The sequence below is a fragment of the Paenibacillus sp. FSL E2-0178 genome (genome assembly GCF_038593005.1).
Lineage (GTDB): Bacteria > Bacillota > Bacilli > Paenibacillales > Paenibacillaceae > Paenibacillus_AQ > Paenibacillus_AQ phytohabitans.
On record NZ_CP151953.1, the window covers coordinates 6,450,975 to 6,470,967 of the forward strand.

Consider the following 19,993-nt stretch of genomic DNA (forward strand, 5'->3'; position numbering starts at 1 on the left):
ATTTTATGCCCGAATTGGAGCGATAACCTGGAATCTGCACGCCAAAAAGCCGCTCCCGGTGAAGGGAACGGCTTCATGTATTAGGCGGAACGCTTATACCATATTGGGAATAGCAACAGCAGGGTCGGTCTCGGCTTCGTAATCCACGCCTTCGGTGCGGAAGCCGAACAGATGGAAGAAGTCATCCTGGTAGCCCTTAAGGTCTGCAAGTTCAGGAACATTATCCGTTTCAAGCTCGTTCCAGCGTCTCATGACCTCGATCTGCACATCCTCGCGCATCTCCCAGTCATCAATCCGGATCAGGTGGCTGCCGTCTGCTGCCGCTTCACCGCCATTATACAGGTGGTCTGCGAACAGGCGGTACATCTGCTGAATGCAGTTCTCGTGCAGTTCTTTTTCCTTCATGACTCTATAGAGTGCGGAAATATACAGCGGCACCACAGGGATGGCGGAGCTGGACTGGGTAACCAGAGCCTTGTTCACGGAGACGAAGGCCCGTCCGCCTGTAGCAGAGAGCTGCTCGTTCAACGAGATCGCCGTCTGTTCCAGATGGTTCTTCGCCTGGCCGATGGTTCCGTCCCGGTAGATGGGATGGGTGATCTTAGGTCCGATATAGGAATAGGCCACGGTTGTTGCGCCGTCTGCAAGCACGCCTGCTTCCTGCAGCTGATTGATCCACATGCCCCAGTCTTCTCCGCCCATAACTGCGATCGTCTGGCGGACTTCGTCATCCGTTGCCGGCTCTATAGTAACATTAGATACTTCCCCGGTGTGGAAGTTCATCGTCTTGTTCGTGTAAGCATACCCAACCGGCTTAATAACCGAGGAGAAGACTTCTCCTGTAACGGGATGGGTACGGCGCGGGGAAGCTACGCTGTAGATAACGAGATCAACGGTGCCGAATTCAGCTTTGATGAGGTCGATGGTCTTGGTCTTAATGGCATCCGAGAAGGCATCGCCGACGATGCTGAATGATTTCAGGCCGAGCTTGGCCGCTTCCTGCTCAAAAGCAGCGGAATTGTACCAGCCTGCGGATGCTGTGCGGGCACCTTCAGCGGCTTTGTCGAAGAAGACGCCGATGGTGTTGGCACCTGCACCAAATGCGGCAGCAATCCGTGAAGCCAGCCCGTAGCCGGTAGAAGCGCCGATGACCAGCACGTTGGCCGGACCGGTAAGTTTCTTTTGTGCCCGTACATAGTCAATCTGTTCCTGTATTTGTCCGGCACATCCCTCCGGGTGAGCAGTCGTGCAGATAAAGCCGCGTGTTTTTGGCTGAATAATCATCAAGGATATCCCCTTTGTTTTAGTTTTTAACTTTTTTCGCTAATATAGAGTATAGCAAATGATGGCATAGAAAGATAAGCTTGAATCATTTTTTGATACCAGGAATCCGGGAGGGTCTATAGGTGCTGATAATAAACGGTAAGGAAGTTACGGAGATTCTAACGATGGAGTCCTGCATCGCTGTGATGGAAACCGTCCTCGCTGATCTGTCGGAGGGGGAGGCTGTGCAGAGTCTCCGCCAGGTCCTGCCGCTGGAGGAGCGGAATGTGCTCGGATTGATGCCCGGGTATCTGCGGCGTGAAGGGATTGCTGGTGCCAAGATCATCAGCGTATTCCCTGGCAACCACGGGAGCGGCCTGCCGTCGCATCAGGGGATGGTGTCGTTGTTCGACGCCGCCACCGGCGTGCCGCTGGCCATGGTAGACGGCCAGTCGATTACAGCCATCCGCACGGCGGCGGTCAGTGCGGCGGCGACGAAGCTGCTCGCCAGGGAAGAGGCGGAGTCCCTGGCGGTTCTCGGCACCGGGGAGCAGGCCCGGAGCCATCTGGAAGCGATGCTGCAGGTGCGCGGCATTAAGCGCGCCAAAGTCTGGAGCAGAACGCCGGGCAAGGCCCGGGCGTTCGCCGATGCCATGAGCAGCCGGTGGAACGCAGAGATCACGGCAGCGCTGTCTGTGCAGGACGCGGTGATGGACGCGGACATTATTTGTACGGCAACGGCGGCGGGGGAGCCGGTGCTGCACGGCGCCTGGGTGAAGCCAGGCGCGCACATCAATGCGATCGGCGCATGCAGGGCGCATGAACGGGAGCTGGACACGGCGCTGGTAGCCGGGGCGAGGCTCTATGTGGACCGGCTGGAGTCGGCGGTCCATGAAGCGGGGGATTATCTGATCCCGCTCAGCGAAGGGGCGATTACGGCGGACCATATTATTGGCGAAATTGGCGGGCTGCTGAAGGGGCGTATCCCCGGCCGGGGAAGCGGCAATGAGATTACGCTTTTTAAGGGACTGGGGCTTGCCGTTCAGGATCTTGCCGCAGCCTTCTATATTTATAAACAGGCGGTTGCTCTGCATAAAGGCGTGGAGATTTCATTTTAAATAGAACTCGGCATTTCTTATTAAGAGTAACTAGTCCAGCATCAGATCTAATGAAGTGTGTCGATTCAACAATGCAGCAAGCGGCAATGGATGTATTCAGCTCCAAGTCAATCTTCAGTGATAGTTGTATAATGTACAATTAAAAACAGTGAAAAGAGCTGCTTGCCTCTTATAACTGTAGTCTGTACAACTAAATCTGCCCGAATGGGTGAGAACCTTCTACATTGGTCAGTTTAATTGCACGAAATACAACTAAACGGATAATCGGTTGAAAATCAGACGGTTTAGTTGTACAAAGTGCAGTTAAGCTTAGCGTAATTGGTTACTGCAAAGCCTCAGCAAGCGATTTCTGAAATGGCAGGAGCGGCGGCAGCCGGAAGCCCAAATATTCACCGTAGGGACGAACGAGCATCAAGTAAATACAGGTAGTTTCATGGAGGAGGGGCTGGATCAATTGAGTTTACAGGAACGGGAAGGCTGGTATGACTTCGGACTGAGTGCTGCACAGGAGGAGCGGGCGAAACGCCTGCATGAGGAGAATATCAATATTGATCTGCTGTTCCAGGGGCCCTTGTCCCCAAGCGCTATCCCGGAGAGCGTCTCGCTTAAGGTGAAGGAGCTGTGCGAGCCGTACAAGGATGAACCGATGGTCTACAGCGCCATGCCGGCGCAGATCATTACCCGGCTGTCGGCCAGTGGTGAGATTGCGGAGTACAAAGAGGAATGGTACAAGTCCGGCATTACGGCGGGGAACCGCGAACTGCACCTGAATGATATAGAAAGTATGATTACCAGTATGGGCGAGGTTCAGCTGCAGTTCGATTCCGCAGACTGGCTGGTGAAGGCACTGACGGCGGAGGATATCCGCAGGGCTAAACGGGAGGGCAAGAAGGCAGGGATTGTAACGGCACAGGAAACGGATGCGCTGGGGAAAAATCTGGAGCTGCTCGATGCGCTGCATGGCTTTGGTCTAAGGATTCTGCAGCTAACGTACAACAACCAGAATCTGATAGGTTCCGGCTGTGCGGAGCCGGGCAATGGCGGGCTGTCCAAATACGGCCTGCGGTTTGTGGAGCGGCTGAATGCGCTGGGAATCATCACCGATACCGGACATTGCGGCAGACAGACCACCCTGGATGCCTGTGCGGCCTCAAAGGCGCCGGTTATCGCCTCGCATACCGGCGTGGAAGCTATCTACCCCCATATGCGCTGCAAAAGTGACGAGGAGATCCGCGCGATTGCTGCGACCGGCGGGGTGATTGGTATTTTTGCGATGCCGTGGTTTGTGCATGAAGATCCGGACCATACCACCATTGAGCATGTACTGGACCATATTGAATATGTGATCAGGCTGGTAGGCGTAGAGCATGTGGGTATCGGAACGGACTGGCCTATGAGTGACCTGGAGTGGTCACTGGTCTTTTTCAAGGAGCAGATTGCACCTAAGCTGGGGTTCGCCAAAGGGGATGGTCCCTCCACGGAAACCGTAGCAGGGCTTGAGAAATACAGTTATTTCAGTAATTTCACGCGGGGACTGGTGGCGCGCGGGTACAGTGATGAAGAGATCGCTAAGATTATGGGCGGCAACTGGCTGCGTGTGTTCGAACAAATTTGCGGATAGGGGACTTTTACAGATGAATTCATACTTACAGCAGACAAGCTTCAACTTCTATTGCTCGGGGATATATAGCGGCACTATCCGTTTCACGGACAAGGAGGTCATGCACGCCAAGGTTGACACCCGCAGACGCACACAGATGCAGGAGAATGTGCTGGATGCTGGCGCGAAATATGTTCTTCCGCTGGCGCGGATCGCGGGGCAGCTTCATGTGTACACCGATGCGGAATGGGCCGGGGACGAGGTTATCCTCAAGAACGGGGACAAATATCAGAAGCATATTACCTATCAGGCGGAGATCTCCGGTGTAGAGCGGACTTCGCAGGTATGGGCTTACCGCGGGGGCACGGCGCTGGATATTGTAACGCTGGACGGGGAGGTGATCGCCTTTCTGACCCCTAACCGCTATGGCATTGAGCTGATCGTTAAGGCAGGATATGAGCAGCTGACCCCGCTCGCCCTCTATGCTGAACCGCTGCTGTCGCAGCCGGAATATGGTGTGAACGATCTGGGAACGTATCTTGTGCCGATGCGGGATGGCGTGAAGCTGGCTACCGATGTATTTCTTCCTGAAGGTCTTGAGCCGGGAACGAAGGTGCCAACTATCTTGGTGAGAACCTGTTACGACCGGAATGGTAAAAAAGAAATCTTCATGCGCTGGGCGAACAAAGGCTACGCCGTGATCTCCCAGGATGTACGCGGCCGCGCGGATTCGGAAGGTGAGCTGATCCCGTTCTACAATGAACGCGATGACGGCTACGATACCATTGACTGGATTATTGCCCAGGAATGGTCTGACGGCAAAGTTGGAATGTGGGGCGCCTCCTACCTCGGCTATGTTGTTGTAGCAGCCGCTACCAGCGGTCACCCGAACCTGCTGGCGGTGGTGGATGAGGTTAATGTAGGTTCGCCGTTCGTGGACACCGCGCGCAAAGGAGGAACGCTCTGCTCCTGGCCGCTGCTGTCCTGGACGCTTGCGCAGTCGGTGGGGACGCGGACGGACTTTGATATTTTTGGCGGCATTACAGTGGACCCGGAAGCGGCGGTCGATGCCAGACCCATCAGGGATATCCCGCAGCAGATGATTGGCCGCACTTCGGGGCCATGGGAGCTGTGGAGCCAGCATCCCGAGTATGACGATTTCTGGAGAAACTGTACGTTCACCGAACGCGGAGATCAGGTTAAGGTTCCGATGTATGTGATCTCCGGCTGGTATGACGGTGACAGCCCGGGGGTATCGGAGACCTGGCGGATGCTGACGGAGCATGATGTGAAGAGCCGCAAAATCCGCCTAGGTGCCTGGGAGCACGGACCGAACCGGGCGCGGGATCTGCTGGACGTATCCTTCGGCAATGATGCAGTGGTGTACGATTATGATATATCTGTGCTGCGCTGGTTTGACCGGTTCCTGAAAGGTATTCCGAACGGCATCGACCAGGAGCCGCGGGCTTCCTATTATGTGGTGGGCGAGAACCGCTGGAGAACCTCGGAGGATTGGACACCGGCAGAAGCAAAGATAACTCCGTTCTATCTGGGCGGAGACGGCCGGGCGAATTCATCCCTGGGCGATGGACGGCTGATTATGGAGCCGGAGGAACATTCAGCAGCAGACACTTACATCTATAATCCGGCTGACCCGGTGGCCGACAGCGGCGAGCGGGAGCCGGAGAATATGCGGAAGCATGAGCTGCGCAGCGATATCGTTGTCTATACCAGTGAGCCGCTGGCGGAGAAGCTGACCATTGCCGGTGAGCTGTCTGCGGTCATCTATGCGGCAAGCTCAGGTCTGGATACGGACTGGGTCGTGACGCTGAGTGATGTGAATGAACAAGGGGATTCCATCCGCCTGTCCAATTACATCGTGCGGGCGAAATACCGGCACGGGCTGGAACAGCCGCAGCTGCTGGTGCCGGGGCAGGTGGAGCGGTACGATATTTTCATGCAGAACATCGCCCACTCGTTTGCCGCGGGACACCGGGTCCGCTTCACAATCACTTCTTCCAGCAAATTCGTGGCCTTTCCTAACACAAACACCGGAAACAATCCGTATGAAGATACGGAAGCGGTCATTGTGCAGCAGACGATCTGCCATAACCAGGAGTATCCGAGCCATATTAAGCTGCCAGTGGTGCCGAATTTCTAATGAATATCTAAGCCGGTCATTTGCAACTTTTTCCAATTGGGATCGTCCATGAATGTGAAAGGGCATCTGGTACATAGCCTTGCCGCTTCGGATGAACTCAAGGAGGGAGCTATGATGATCAAAAGAATATCCGTACTCTTGTTAGCCGTGCTGCTCCTGGCCGGCTGCAGTAAAGGAGGTTCCAAAATGAGCTATTCAGAGAGACAGGCAGCTGCAGCCGGGCTTGATTTCGGACTGGCCGAGAGAAGTAACCGGCTGGGCGTGATGCTGTTTGGCCAGTTGTGGAAGCCGGGCGGCGGGAATCTGACGGTGTCACCTTATAGTGTTGCCGCTGCGCTGGCCCTTGCTTATAACGGTGCGGACGGAGAGACAGCAGAGGAGCTGGGAACGCTACTGGGCTATGCACCTGATGAGCGGGAGCAGCTGAATACCGGCCATCAGGCTTTGCTGCAGCTGCTGAATGACGCCGGACCGGGAATTGAGCTGAAGATCGCGAATTCGGTCTGGGGCATGAAGGGGCTGCCGCTGCGCAAGGACTATCTCAAGACAGGTAAGGATTTCTATAACGCAGAGATCAGGGCGACAGACTTAGCTGCAGAGAAATCTGTGACGCAGATTAATGATTGGGTCTCGGACCACACGGAGCATAGAATTAATGAAATGCTCACGGAGCCGCCGGGACCGCAGGCTGTGGCGGTACTTGTCAACGCGCTGTATCTCAAAGCCGGCTGGAGTGATGTGTTTCCGGAGGAGGCAACTGCGCCAGCAGACTTCTATCCCCCGGACGGGGTAGCAGTGCGGGCAATGATGATGAAGCGGAGCGGATATTTTCAGTATGCTGAGAATGAGGACTGGCAGGCTGTGAAGCTTCCTTATGGAGAGGGCCAGATGGAGATGACCGTAATCCTGCCGGGCGGGGAATCTTCCTTGCAGGAGCTTGCGGATCAGCTTGCGGCGGGCAGCCTCCCGCTTGATGAGGGCTTCGCCAGTGCCCGGGGGACGCTGCGGCTGCCGCGTTTTACAGCGGGCTACGGGGCAGAGCTTACAAAGGTTCTGCAGGCGCTGGGTGTGAAGCTGGCTTTCGACCCGGACCAGGGGGATTTCCCGCTGCTGGCGGACCTGAATCGCCCGATTTATTTAAGCAAGGTCATCCACAAAACCTACATCGATGTGAATGAGCGGGGAACAGAGGCGGCGGCGTCCACAGTGATCCAGATGCGGGCAGGATCAGCTGCTCCTGCAGATACGCCTTTTGAAATGACGGTCAACCGGCCGTTTCTGTTCATGATCAAGGATGTACAGACTCAGGTGGTCCTGTTCCTCGGAGCCATTGAGAATCCGCTGGACACAGATTAATTCCGCTTGGAATGAATTTCAAGCAAAAACGCATAAATGCTCCCTTCACAGGTCACAATAGGGAAAAACCAGAATGAAGGGATTAACGTGAATGCTTTTCGCTTGAAAAAACAACTGTGGCGGCGGTGGAGACGTTGGAAAAAGGCTCCCTGGGTGGGGGCGGCATGCATCGCGCTTACGGTGCTGGCCTGGCGTGGCATGCAGGTTCCGGAAGAGATCAGCCTGCTGTTGGAGCATACAGCCTGGACGTTGCCTGGAACACTAAGCGGAATAGAGGAGCAGAACCGGGAACCCGGCAGCAGTATTCCGGCTGTGGCAGCCGTTTATAACCATACAGGGAATGAAGCAGAAGATGAAGCTGCAGTGATGGACAGCAAAGAGCTGCTTGAAGCGGTCAACCGGGAAGCGGTCAGCAGAACGGTGCACCTGAAGACAATTTATGTATCCGGTGAAGAGGTGCAGACACTGCCTGGCAAACAGACACCGGCCCAGCTGAAGATGATGATCGGACAGCATTCCGATTGGAGCGGCTGGCTCAGCGAGGAAGGCGATTTGTGGCTGGAGCAGAGAGTTAATGATCTGTCGCCGCTCACCAAAAAAGAGGCCTACTTCGGAGTGGATGAACAGGGGAATCTGACGCTGTTCAAAGGACCGCCGACATCAGAAAAGGTGATGAAGACCTTCTTTCAGCTGGATATGGGCTCGATGAAATCCTCTTTGCCGGAGGGGATCTGGGAGCAGCTTCATCAGGGCATCCGGGTGCAGGACATGGAGGAGTACAACAGTGTACTGTCTACCTTCAGCGACTATGCGCGGGACTCGGCGGAACAGGTGATGCATGCCGAATGAAGTGAAGGATATAACTGTTTGAAGACTCGTGGGCAGGAGGCTCACGGGTTTTTTTGTTTGAAATAGCAGCCTGATTTTAATTTCCCCGGGACAAAGTTTTTGTCTCCCCGGGGAAATTTTTTTGCTATAATGGGTAGAAGGAATACATATGTTCGCTTTAGGGCGGATTCATGGATGAACCCGCAGGGGCTATTCTGCCCTGGCACAGAGGAGAGAGAAGGATCTTGCGCATCTTGGGGATTGATCCGGGGCTGGCGATTGTCGGCTTTGGTTTTGTAGATAAGGTTGGTAACAAATTGACTCCGGTCCAGTACGGCTGCATCCAGACTGAGGCGCATACTCCGGAAGAAGAACGTCTGCTGCATGTCTATGAAGGCATGGTACAGCTGATTGATAAATATAAGCCGGATGCGGTTGCGGTAGAGAAGCTGTTCTTCAGCCGCAATGTGACAACGGCCCTGCCGGTGGCGCAGGCGCGCGGAGTGCTGATTCTGGCGGCCGTGCAGCGCGGGCTGCCGGTGGCGGAATACACTCCTATGATGGTGAAGCAGGCAGTAGTAGGGTACGGCAAGGCGGAGAAGAAACAGGTTCAGGAGATGATCAAGCTGCTCCTTAAGCTGTCGGCTGTACCGAAGCCCGATGATGTGGCGGATGCACTGGCGGTGGCGGTATGCCACGCCCATTCCGTGAGTCTTAATTCCAAATTAAATGAGGTATTGCGAAAATGATAGATTTCCTAAGAGGACCGGTTGTACATTTGGAGTCAGAATATGTAGTACTGGATGTTCAAGGCGTAGGATACCGGGTCTTCTGCCCGAATCCGTATGCTTTTGCCAAGGTGGAGGGTCCGGTGACCATCTTCATTCATTATCAGACCCGTGAGGATGCGACGCTCCTGTTCGGATTCCCGACCCGTGAGGAGCAGAAGCTGTTCCGCAAGCTGATCGAGGTGTCAGGCATCGGCCCGCGTGTGGCGCTGGGCATTCTGACCGGCGGAACTCCGGATCAGCTGATCTCGGCGATCTATCAGGAGAACATCACCTTCCTGACGAAGCTGCCGGGCATCGGCAAGAAGACGGCGCAGCGGATGATTCTGGATCTGAAGGACAAGCTGGACGGCTTCGGCGGCGCTGCCCTGCAGACAGGCCTGTTCGCTGTAGCGGCTGAAGCCCAGGCTAAGGCCGAGGCACTCCCGTGGGAAGAGGCCAGGGATGCCCTGAAGGCGCTGGGCTATACCGATACCGAGCTGGACCGCGTATGGCTGAAGATGAAGCAAGAGGGAACGGATACCGGACCGGTTGACGTGCTGATGAAGAAGGCGCTGGGGCTGCTTTTTATAGCCAAATAGGTCCCTGAAGAACGGAGTGAGGAATAATGGATGACCGGATTATATCAGCAAATCTGATGATGGACGAGCAGGCGGTTGAATTAAGTCTGCGGCCCCGTTATCTGGGTGAATATATCGGCCAGAACCAGGTGAAAGAAAACCTGAAAATATATATTGAAGCCGCCAAGATGCGCAGCGAAGCGCTGGATCATGTCTTGCTGTACGGGCCTCCGGGTCTCGGCAAAACAACGCTGGCGAATATTATCGCCAATGAGCTGGGTGTGAATCTGCGGACCACCTCCGGTCCGGCAATTGAGCGGCCGGGTGATCTGGCCGCGCTGCTGACCAACCTCCAGGAAGGCGATGTGCTGTTCATTGATGAGATCCACCGCCTGCACCGCACGGTGGAAGAGGTTATGTATCCGGCGATGGAGGATTTCGCGCTGGATATTATGATCGGCAAAGGCCCAAGTGCCCGCTCGGTGCGGCTGGACCTGCCGCCCTTCACGCTCATTGGAGCAACGACACGCGCGGGGCTGCTGTCCGCTCCGCTGCGCGACCGCTTCGGCGTAGTCAGCCGGCTCGAGTACTACACAATCGATGAGCTGAGCTTCATCGTAGCCCGCAACGCCGAGCTGCTCAGCATCGAGATTCTGGGCGATGCTGCGGAAGAGATTGCCCTGCGGGCCCGGGGGACTCCGCGGATTGCCAACCGTCTCCTGAAGCGGGTGCGCGATTATGCGCAGGTCCGCGGCGACGGTATTATTACGCCGGAGATTGCCGCTGAATCGCTGAAGATGCTTCAGGTAGATCCGCGCGGACTGGACAACATCGACCACAAGATGCTGCAGTCGATGATCAGCTCCTTCCGCGGCGGACCTGTCGGGCTCGATACCATCGCCGCTACGATAGGCGAAGAGAGCCAGACTATTGAGGATGTATACGAACCCTATCTGCTGCAGATCGGTTTCCTGCAGCGCACGCCGCGCGGGCGCATAGTGACCCCGGCGGCCTATCATCATCTGGGACTTCCGCTTCCTCCGCAGCAGAACTGAGGCTGCCCATAATACAACATTTTTCGTATGATCCCGGCTATAATTCCCGAATTGTTGTATCAAAGGCAACATTTCTTCTCCTCCAAGCGGTTTGGCGGGACAAATCTTGTATTTCATACAACAATCTGTCCCAACCGCCAGATATCTAGGGGATCTATACAAGTGAGAAGCTTAAGAATTTGAATGCTCTTTGCAATGGAATAGGTGCGAGAAGTTGAATAAAACGTTCGTCACATAAGCGCCGACCGGTTGCTTAAATGGTTACAGTCTAGAATGCCTTTTGTATAACACAATTAAGAGTATGCTTCCGAAGGTGGTTTGGAACGAAGCCTAGTCAGGCAGCAGATACTCTCAAAATTTTTTAGGAGGCCTACAATGAATCTTGCCAGGTGGAAAGAAACAGGGTTAGGGCTGCTGGGCCGCGGAGTATTGGCCGTATCACTGGTAGCAGGCAGCCTTCTGACCTTTGCGGGTACCACTCACGCCGATACTGGCGGGGCGATCCGGGTTGCACTGTATGCCGATATTGGCAGCAAATATAAATCTACCGTACCGCTGGTCACGCTGCAGTCCGATTTGGGCTTCAGCCTGCTCTCGCAGGCCGGAACACCTCTATTGTCGGTTCCTGCCCAGAATAAAGTCCGTGTCAGTCTGGACGGTTACCGGGTGAAGGTGCTGGAAACGCCAACCTGGCAGGTGGCAGCGGATGCAGCCAAGAAGCTCCAGGCTACCTCCGATAAACCCCAGCTGTTTATGGCATCACGGGGCGGAGCCAAGGTGTATCAGCTATATACTGGAAGCTATGCCAGTGAAGCTGCCGCCAAAACGGGGCTGACCTCCGTGATGAAAGCCGGAGTAAGCCTTCCGGAAGGACAGACCCCGGCTGTTACCGGGACCAGACATCTGTCCGCAGGTTCCTACGCGACTCTTGAGGAAGCGCAGGCGGTTGTCGGCAGCCTAACCGCTGCCGGGTTCGATGCCTGGCCGGTATTCGTGTCCGGAGAAGGCGGCAGTGCACGGACTGAAGTTTGGGTAGGCGAAGCGGCGAGCGACAGCGATCTTGCAGCGGTCTCTGCCTCGGCAGCTGCACTGCTCCCGCAGCTTGTTCTGTCGCCGGTGGCGGCAGGTACAGCGGGACTGATTATTCGGATGGATGCAGGACTTGATTTCGGCAGTGAAGTCCAGGCCTTTCATTATCTGTTATCCGGAAGCGACGCGAAGTTCACGGCCGCCGGCAATGAGAAGGGGATTCTGCTTACGGAGAGATCCAAGCGTACTTACCGCGGCAATCTGGAGCTGGGCAATCTGAACGGTTCATTGTCGGTAATCAACGTAGTGCCGCTGGAGCAATATCTGTATGCGGTTGTCGGCGGAGAGGTTTCATCCGGCTGGCCGGAAGAGGCGCTCAAAGCCCAGGCCGTTGCGGCGCGCAGCTATGCGCTGGCCCAGGGCAACCGCTTCGATGTAGCCAATGTTGTCGATACCACGCTGAGCCAGGTGTATAACGGCATAGGCGCTGAAGCTCCGGTCATTACCAAGGCAGTGGATGCTACTGCAGGCGAAGTGCTGATGAGCGGAGGCAAAATAGTAGAAGCCGTGTTCTCTTCCAACGGCGGCGGCGTTACTGCAGATCCGTCTGAAGTATGGAACAACGGCGGCGATACCTTCGTCAGTGTAGCCAGTGCCGAGGATGTTGCGGCAGTTGCTTCATCTAAAAAGTGGTATTATGTGCTGCTGAACAGCGGCATTTCCGGTTATGCCCGTGAAGACAATATCAAATTGACCGGGAACACAACGGCGGCTGGACTTCCGCTGGCTACGGCAACCACCAAGGATGTGAATATCCGGCCTTTGCCTATTATTGAGAGCAGTGTTACTCCCGCAGGCAAGCTGAACCCTGGCGATAACGCCGTAGTGCTGGGCCAGGTCTATGAATCCGGCAGCTACAGCTGGATCAAAGGGCCGTATACCTCGGCAGAGCTGCTCAAAAGCCTGTCCGGCAAAACAAGCAACGCTCTTCCGTCTTCCATAACCAGTCTCCAGGTGACTAAGCGCGGCCCTTCGGGGAGAGCGGTGGAAGTCAAGGCTAACGGCCAGATTCTGCAGGTGAAATACCCGGATCTGTTCCGTTCATCCTTTGGCGGATTGCCCAGTACTTTGTTTGATATTGTCCCGGCAGGCAGTTATACTGTACTAGGCGCTGACGGCACTACAGCCACAATTGGCAGTTCGACAAGCGCTGGAGTGCTCTCTGCAACCGGCAAAGTTACTGCAAATGGCAGCGGAACCGTAGTCATGGGTGCTGATCAATCTTCCAGAGTGGTCACCAGCAGTCCCGGATTCTATTTCATCGGCTGGGGCAACGGGCACGGCCTGGGCATGTCCCAATGGGGCGTAAAGGGCATGGCAGATAGCGGGTATGATTATCGTCAAATATTGCAACACTATTTTAATAACGTTACTATAGTTAAGGAATGAAGATCCCATCATGAATGTAGATAATTATGATTTTAATTTGCCGGAGGAACTGATTGCCCAGACTCCGCTTGCCGACCGCAGCTCATCCAGACTGCTGCTCGTAAACAAGGAGAACGGTCAACTGGAACACGGGCATTTCACAGATATACTGCAGCAATTCCGTCCCGGAGATACGCTGGTGTTGAATGATACGAGAGTTATTCCGGCCAGACTGTTCGGTGTCAAGGAGGATACCGGGGCGAAGGCAGAGGTTCTGCTGCTGAAGAATCTCGGTGAAGACCGCTGGGAAGCGCTGGTTAAGCCCGGCAAGAAGCTGAAGACCGGAGCGGTGATTATCTTCAGCGAAGAGCTTCGCGCCGTAATAGAGGACGAAGCGGATATGGGCGGCCGGACGCTGCGCTTTATCTATCAGGGAATCTTCCAGGAGATACTGGACAGGCTCGGATCGATGCCGCTTCCTCCGTACATTAAGGAAACTCTGGATGACCGCGAACGTTATCAGACAGTCTACGCGCGGCATGAAGGATCGGCGGCCGCCCCTACGGCGGGACTGCATTTCACTCAAGAGCTGCTGGAGCAGATTGCAGCGGCCGGTGTGAATATCGCTTATATTACCCTGCATGTAGGTCTCGGCACCTTCCGTCCGATGTCGGTAGAAACCGTGGAAGAGCATGTGATGCATGCCGAATATTACGAATTATCCCAAGAGACAGCAGAGATGCTGAACTCCGCGAGAGCCAGAGGCGGAAGAATTATCGCTGTCGGCACCACCTCCTGCCGGACCCTTGAGACGGCCGGGAGACAAGCGGCGGGCGGACCGCTCAAGGCATCAAGCGGCTGGACGGATATTTTCATCTATCCCGGCTACGAATTCACTGTCGTCAATGCACTGATTACCAATTTCCATCTGCCGAAGTCTACTTTGGTCATGCTGGTGAGCGCTTTGGCCGGCCGGGAGCATATTCTCGCCGCCTATGAAGAAGCGATTAAGCAGCAGTACCGGTTCTTCAGCTTTGGCGATGCAATGTTCATTTATTAAGCAAGAGGAAGGGTTAAACCTATGGCAGCAATCACTTATGAACACATTAAGACCTGTAAGCAGTCCGGAGCAAGGCTCGGAAGAGTCCATACTCCACATGGAATCATTGAAACACCAACCTTCATGCCGGTAGGCACACAAGCCACCGTCAAAACAATGAGCCCTGAAGAGCTTAAGCAAATGAATGCGCAGATTATTCTGAGTAATACCTACCATTTGTTCCTTCGTCCGGGCCATGAGATCATCGGCGAAGCCGGCGGTCTGCACAAATTCATGAACTGGGACCGGCCTATCCTGACTGACAGCGGCGGTTTCCAGGTATTCTCGCTGAGCGACATGCGCAAGATTACCGAAGAAGGCGTTCATTTCCGCTCCCATTTAAATGGGGACAAGAAGTTTCTCTCGCCGGAAGTAGCGATGGAAATCCAGAATGCACTCGGTTCCGATATTATGATGGCCTTCGATGAATGCCCGCCCTATCCGGCAGAATATGAATACGTCAAAAAGTCACTTGAACGCACCACCCGCTGGGCAGAAAGATGCCTCAAAAGCCATGCACGTCCTAATGATCAGGGGCTGTTCGCAATCGTACAGGGGGGCATGCACGAGGATCTGCGCCGTCAGAGCGCCGCAGATTTGACTTCCATGGATTTCCCGGGGTATGCTATTGGGGGGCTCAGCGTCGGAGAGTCCAAGCAGCTAATGTATGAAGTGCTGGATTATACAGTTCCACTGCTGCCGCAAGGGAAACCGCGCTATTTAATGGGCGTAGGTTCACCGGATGCGCTGCTGGAAGGGTCAATCCGCGGAATAGACATGTTCGATTGTGTTCTGCCTACCCGTATTGCCCGCAATGGAACGACGATGACCAGTCAGGGAAGACTCGTTGTACGCAACGCGCAGTATGCCCGTGATTTCGGGCCGCTTGATCCGGAGTGTGATTGCTATACCTGCCGGAATTATTCCCGCGCTTATTTGCGCCATCTGATCAAAGCCGACGAAACCTTCGGCTTGCGGTTAACGACATACCATAATTTACACTTCCTGCTGGAATTGATGCGTAAAGTGCGTGAAGCCATCATGGAAGATCGGCTGCTTGATTTTCGCGATGAGTTTTTTGCACAATACGGATTATATGATAATCTAAAAGGCTTCTAAAAGTACTGGGTGATATGTTAAATTTTTTGGAAAGGGGGGAATGATATGTCACATTTTCAACTGGCAGCAGCTTCAGGCGGCGGAGGCAATATTCTTGGCCTGGTAGGTCCATTTGTACTTATGTTTGTTGTTTTCTACTTCCTGCTGATTCGTCCGCAGCAGAAGAAAACCAAAGCACGCAACGGAATGCTCAAGTCTTTGAAAAAAGGCGATAAGGTAGTTACTATCGGCGGTCTTCACGGAACAATTATGGAGATTTCTGATGACATCGTTGTATTGCGGGTTAATGACGTGACCCGATTGACCTTTGACCGGGGTTCGATCAGTCACTCTGTCGTGGAAGTAGAAGACAAAGATTGATTTGTCTGCACCAAATTACATAAAAACCGGCGTCTCTCGAAAGAGAACGCCGGTTTTTTTTGCATTATACAGTTCAAAGGTTGATGTTAACGCACATCCGTAGCCCGGCTTCGTACTCTCAGCCGTTCTTCCCCGCTGCGCAGGGTAAGTTTGGCGAGCTGCACTGCGACAGTTGTGGACAGAACAGCCAGCAAAGTGCCGCCGAGCATATCGGTCAGCCAGTGGATACCGAGATAGAATATTCCGAAGACGATAGCAACGGCCGAAATTGTACTAATCACCATCCAGCGGCGGTTGCCGGAACGGTAGGCCAGCAGCGCCATGGATACGGAAATGGCAGTATGCAGGCTGGGGAAGCAGTTGTTAAGGCCCGATAGCGGCCGGTACTCCTGTTCAAACTTCGGAAAAACATCCAGCATGGTAAATCGCACCCCTGCGGGCAGATAGGACCACACTTCATTTACCGGAAAATACAGATAGAAGGGAATAGCAACGGCATAGGTTATCATGATCGTGTAGCAGGTCGCATAGAGCATCACGCGGTTCTTATCCAGCAGATAGATACCGAGCGAGGCGGCGAGCACCGATTGCAGCATGAAGATATAGAAGAAGACGATGATTGGGGTCAGCCAAGGCGTATAGAACAGCTCTTGCACATGTCTGACAAAGTGGCCCTCGAGACCAAAGACAAAGGCTGTGTAATCCGAAGTCAGGTGCATCTTCCGCTCGATCTGCAGCTCATATTTATTCAGAGCAAGCACGCTGAACATTCCTATAATAATCAGAGTGAATTTATAGGACCGCAGCAGCTCTCTCCCGATTTCAACTAGGGCCATTAGCGGATTGCGCCGGGCGCCGATCCAAATCAATACCACTACAATGGCAACGGTGTATACAACTACAAGATTCATGGACTGGTAAAGCAAAGCATTCAAAGCCTCCTTGATAAATCCCTCATATGAAGTCAGATGCACTCAGTGTAACATATTTTCAAGGATAGGTTTCAAATTTCGAAAAATTATATTAATTAGGATTTCTGCAAATTAACCCCAAATATTCCCCCGAGTGCACCAATGCCTGCTGCAGCCAGTACCCAGAGGAAATCAATCCCTGCCGGTGCGCTGTCCAGCGCCAGGAATCCGATCAGCAGAACTATCAATCCATAGAATGCGCCAGTGAGTGCTCCCTGATACCAGCCTTTGCTTGAAGCTCTGCCGCCTGCGGTCAAGCCTCCGAAAGCGGCAGCTATGCCGTGTACAATATAGGTGTACATGGTAAGATCCTGTTCCTGCAGTCCGCTGCCCCAGAGCAGCAGGGAGAGAACGAATGCGCCCAGCAGCATCCACAGGAACGACCGGCATAAACCCGACAATACAGGACTAGATATTTTCCATGAGAATAGACGCCTAATTAACGACATGGGTAAAACCTCCTAAAAGTTTGTTTGCGTTACTTCCTGGACGGGCTCCTTACAAACTGGCTTGGAAAGCATACGCTAAGTTTGCTTGCGGTACTTTCTGGTTGGGCTTTGAAAAAAGTGTCCTGCCTGAGCTGGTACTAATCATTGTATGGGAAGGCTTGCCCCAATAGTACAAGAATGGCAGACAGGACTTTTACCAGTAATTAATCAGCAGGCTTCCGAATGTTCCCTTGGCAGGCAGGTCAGAATAGGGGTACATTAATCCGCCCGTTATGGCTCTCAGCCGCCGGGTGAGAAGCGGAAGGGGAGCGAAGAGAATATGTTGTTCCAGCATATTACTGCCCACATCTTTCTGACCGTGCTGATGTATATCTTCATTTTCCTGAGTATGCGGATCATGGGCAAACGGGAGATCGGCAAATTGTCGGTGTTTGACCTCACGATTTCAATTATGATTGCTGAGATTGCTGTGTTTGTAATTGAAGATATCGAGCGGCCCATCTATGACGGGTTCGTGCCCATGGCAACGCTGGTTCTGATTCAGGTGTTGGTCGCACAGCTCAGTCTGAAGAGCCGGAAGCTTCGCCTGCTGGTGGATGGCAAGCCGAGTATTCTTATTTCGGACGGCAAGCTGCACCGGGGCGAGATGCGTAAACAGAGATATAATATTGATGACCTGCTGCTGCAGCTCCGAGGGCAGAACATCGACAGTCCGGCTGATGTAGAGTTCGCCATTCTTGAAACCAGCGGGCAGCTTACTGTAATTGAAAAGAATAAAGGGGTATCTTCAAGCAATCAATCAGGAAACAGCAGTTCAGGCGCGGAGCAGAAAGAACAGAACAGCGGAGACCAGCAGAGCTCCCGCAGTTCAGATAATTCTGATAAATCAGACAGTTCAAGTACGGTTAAGCTTCCGAAGCACAAAATCCGCTACGAAGGTCTCCCGATTCCGCTGATTATGGACGGAAAGGTGCAGGACGACAATCTGGAGATGATCGGCAAGAACAGATTCTGGCTTAGAACCCAGATCCGCCAGAAGGGTGTCTCCGATTTCCGTGATGTTTTCCTATGCTCAATTGATCATAAGGGGCAGATATATATTGACCCGATCGGCTCCAGATAAGGAGAAGATGTTAGCTGCGCCAGCGTTTGAAGAAAGGTACTCGCTCCAGATCACGCCTGGAGATCAGGCCTGATAACAGGCAAATGCTAAAGTATACGCCCATCCCGCAGGCAGCGGCTGCCAGAAACTGTATCCACTGTGAGGAGGAGACGTGAACTGAGGTATAGACGTAAGACATTCCGGCAGCCATGATGATCGTAGCCGCTATAATTTTGACCGGATCCGACCATCTTAAGGACATGGCTGTCAGCCGGATAACACTGTATCCATGCAGTATAGTCACAAGGAGGCTATTGACAATAATGGCGATGATGGCTCCTTGAATCCCGTATTCCGGCCTGGAGGCGAGCAGCAGAATCAGCAGGATTTTGACGACCGCACCAATCAGTGTATTAACCAGTGCCTTCCCCGGGCGGTCCATTGCCTGAAGTGCGGCTTGCAGCGGGGCCTGGACATAGAGGAATAAAGCGAACGGTGCCATCATCCGCAGCATAGGTGCCGTATCCGCTGCATTGCCGTACATCAGTGTACATAACGGTACGGCAAGAACGTACATAACAGCAGCAAACGGAGCGCCCGTTACCATAGCCAGCCGCAGGGCCTGATGCATTCTTTTATGAATCGTGGGCAGGTCATTCCTGGCAGCTGCCTCGGATAAGGAAGGGACGAGGGACACGGCCAGCGAGGAGCTGAGCACACCCGGCAGCAGCAGCAGCGGGATAACCATTCCCTGCAGGGAACCATATTGTGCAGTTGCAGCCGCGGCGGCTATTCCGGCTAGGGCCAGGCTGCGCACGGTAATGATGGATTCCAGCAGATACGAGAAGGATCCGATCAAACGTCCGGCGGTTACAGGTACAGAGATGCCGATCAGCCGCTTAAGCACACTCCCTGGTTGTCTCTGCGGTTCATCTCCGGACTCAGCAGAGCTACCGGAAACAGCCGTTCCGGCAGGAGGCGGAGCCTCATTCTTGTCCTTTTTGACGATATAATAATATTGCAGCAGCAGGGCCAGCATTCCGCCAATCTCACCCACAGTAACGCCCAGCATCGCACCTGCCGCCGCAAAAGCAATTCCTTTCGGGAGCAGCAGCCAGGAAAACCAAAGCATAAAGAAGATCCGGATGAATGATTCCAGCACAGAGGAAAACGCCGAGGGAAGCATATTCTGCCTGCCCTGGAAATATCCGCGGTAGATGGACGAAACGGCCACGATTGCAATCATTGGAGTCATGCTGACAAAGGTGTAATATACCCGCTGGTCGGTCAGGATAACGCTTGATACCCATGAGGCGCTGAGCAGAGCTACAATGGTGAAAAAAATACCGAGCGTCAGGCTGATTGCCAGGCCCGTATGCAGGATTTTGCGGGACTGTTCCGGCCGGTTCTCTCCTTCTGCTTCAGCAACCATTTTGGCAATTGCCAGCGGCAGCCCGCCGGTAATAACGGTTACCAGTACGATAAAGAACGGATATCCAAGCTGATATAGTCCTACTCCTTCGGCGCCGATGATCCGCGGCAAAGCAATCCGGGGAATAAAACCAAGCATCCGGTTAATGATGCCTGCAAATAACAGGATTAATGTTCCTTGTATAAAGGTCTGTTTCCTCAAAGGGCACTCCTTCTTCCCAAATTAGATGAAAACTTCCGGTGAATTTGTTCCTCTCCCAAGCAGGCTTGTATAAG

Annotated in this window: 17 protein-coding genes; 13 read left to right on the forward strand and 4 right to left on the reverse strand. The window is 53.8% G+C overall.

The features are described from left to right. Window positions 1-93: 93 nt before the first annotated feature. Window positions 94-1,284 (reverse strand): enoyl-ACP reductase FabV, encoded by a 1,191-nt coding sequence (fabV, locus tag MHI42_RS28065; protein ID WP_342421307.1) that lies wholly within the window; start codon window positions 1,282-1,284, stop codon window positions 94-96. A 122-nt stretch (window positions 1,285-1,406) separates the two neighbouring features. Between fabV and MHI42_RS28070 the strand changes: the two genes are divergently transcribed. The 12 genes from MHI42_RS28070 (at window position 1,407) to yajC (ending at window position 15,764) form a co-directional block, all read left to right on the forward strand. Then, on the forward strand, window positions 1,407-2,381 hold the full coding sequence (locus MHI42_RS28070; protein ID WP_342421308.1) for an ornithine cyclodeaminase family protein: 975 nt from the start codon (window positions 1,407-1,409) through the stop codon (window positions 2,379-2,381). Between the two features lie 454 nt (window positions 2,382-2,835). Next, window positions 2,836-4,002 carry a membrane dipeptidase gene (locus MHI42_RS28075; protein ID WP_342421309.1) on the forward strand — a complete coding sequence of 389 codons (1,167 nt, stop codon included), beginning with the start codon at window positions 2,836-2,838 and terminating at the stop codon, window positions 4,000-4,002. A 13-nt stretch (window positions 4,003-4,015) separates the two neighbouring features. After that, complete coding sequence (locus MHI42_RS28080; RefSeq protein ID WP_342421310.1) at window positions 4,016-6,142, forward strand: CocE/NonD family hydrolase; 2,127 nt, start codon at window positions 4,016-4,018, stop codon at window positions 6,140-6,142. Between the two features lie 111 nt (window positions 6,143-6,253). After that, window positions 6,254-7,498 (forward strand): serpin family protein, encoded by a 1,245-nt coding sequence (locus MHI42_RS28085; protein ID WP_342421311.1) that lies wholly within the window; start codon window positions 6,254-6,256, stop codon window positions 7,496-7,498. Between the two features lie 153 nt (window positions 7,499-7,651). Continuing rightward, window positions 7,652-8,347, forward strand: coding sequence for a BofC C-terminal domain-containing protein (locus MHI42_RS28090; protein ID WP_342421312.1), 696 nt, complete (start codon window positions 7,652-7,654; stop codon window positions 8,345-8,347). Window positions 8,348-8,571: 224 nt separating this feature from the next. Continuing rightward, window positions 8,572-9,075, forward strand: coding sequence for a crossover junction endodeoxyribonuclease RuvC (gene ruvC, locus MHI42_RS28095; protein WP_076245182.1), 504 nt, complete (start codon window positions 8,572-8,574; stop codon window positions 9,073-9,075). Beyond that, a complete protein-coding gene (gene ruvA / locus MHI42_RS28100; RefSeq protein ID WP_039294459.1) occupies window positions 9,072-9,695 on the forward strand; it encodes a Holliday junction branch migration protein RuvA in 624 nt (207 codons plus the stop codon). Before ruvC ends, ruvA begins: the two co-directional genes overlap by 4 nt. 26 nt (window positions 9,696-9,721) lie before the next feature. Further along, window positions 9,722-10,729: a Holliday junction branch migration DNA helicase RuvB gene (ruvB, locus tag MHI42_RS28105; protein WP_171720867.1), complete on the forward strand. Its 1,008-nt coding sequence runs from the start codon at window positions 9,722-9,724 to the stop codon at window positions 10,727-10,729. 375 nt (window positions 10,730-11,104) lie between these two features. Next, entirely contained in the window at window positions 11,105-13,207 is a 2,103-nt protein-coding gene (locus MHI42_RS28110) for a SpoIID/LytB domain-containing protein (RefSeq protein WP_342421313.1), read from the forward strand. A gap of 10 nt (window positions 13,208-13,217) precedes the next feature. Further along, the gene (queA, locus tag MHI42_RS28115; protein WP_039294467.1) at window positions 13,218-14,246 is read left to right on the forward strand and encodes a tRNA preQ1(34) S-adenosylmethionine ribosyltransferase-isomerase QueA; all 1,029 of its coding nucleotides are present in this window, start codon (window positions 13,218-13,220) and stop codon (window positions 14,244-14,246) included. Between the two features lie 21 nt (window positions 14,247-14,267). After that, a complete protein-coding gene (gene tgt, locus MHI42_RS28120; RefSeq protein ID WP_039294470.1) occupies window positions 14,268-15,404 on the forward strand; it encodes a tRNA guanosine(34) transglycosylase Tgt in 1,137 nt (378 codons plus the stop codon). Window positions 15,405-15,449: 45 nt separating this feature from the next. After that, complete coding sequence (yajC, locus tag MHI42_RS28125; protein ID WP_042238731.1) at window positions 15,450-15,764, forward strand: preprotein translocase subunit YajC; 315 nt, start codon at window positions 15,450-15,452, stop codon at window positions 15,762-15,764. 86 nt (window positions 15,765-15,850) lie between these two features. Here yajC and MHI42_RS28130 read toward each other — a convergent pair whose 3' ends face one another. Both MHI42_RS28130 and MHI42_RS28135 read right to left on the reverse strand, forming a co-directional pair. Next, window positions 15,851-16,675, reverse strand: coding sequence for a phosphatase PAP2 family protein (locus MHI42_RS28130; RefSeq protein WP_171721039.1), 825 nt, complete (start codon window positions 16,673-16,675; stop codon window positions 15,851-15,853). A 116-nt stretch (window positions 16,676-16,791) separates the two neighbouring features. Then, window positions 16,792-17,184: a TIGR04086 family membrane protein gene (locus MHI42_RS28135; protein WP_039294476.1), complete on the reverse strand. Its 393-nt coding sequence runs from the start codon at window positions 17,182-17,184 to the stop codon at window positions 16,792-16,794. A gap of 319 nt (window positions 17,185-17,503) precedes the next feature. On the opposite strand from MHI42_RS28135, the gene MHI42_RS28140 reads away from it, so the two are divergent. Then, complete coding sequence (locus tag MHI42_RS28140; protein ID WP_171720870.1) at window positions 17,504-18,307, forward strand: DUF421 domain-containing protein; 804 nt, start codon at window positions 17,504-17,506, stop codon at window positions 18,305-18,307. A 10-nt stretch (window positions 18,308-18,317) separates the two neighbouring features. On the opposite strand, the gene spoVB is transcribed toward MHI42_RS28140, so the two are convergent. Next, the gene (spoVB, locus tag MHI42_RS28145) at window positions 18,318-19,919 is read right to left on the reverse strand and encodes a stage V sporulation protein B (protein ID WP_342421314.1); all 1,602 of its coding nucleotides are present in this window, start codon (window positions 19,917-19,919) and stop codon (window positions 18,318-18,320) included. Window positions 19,920-19,993: the final 74 nt, after the last annotated feature.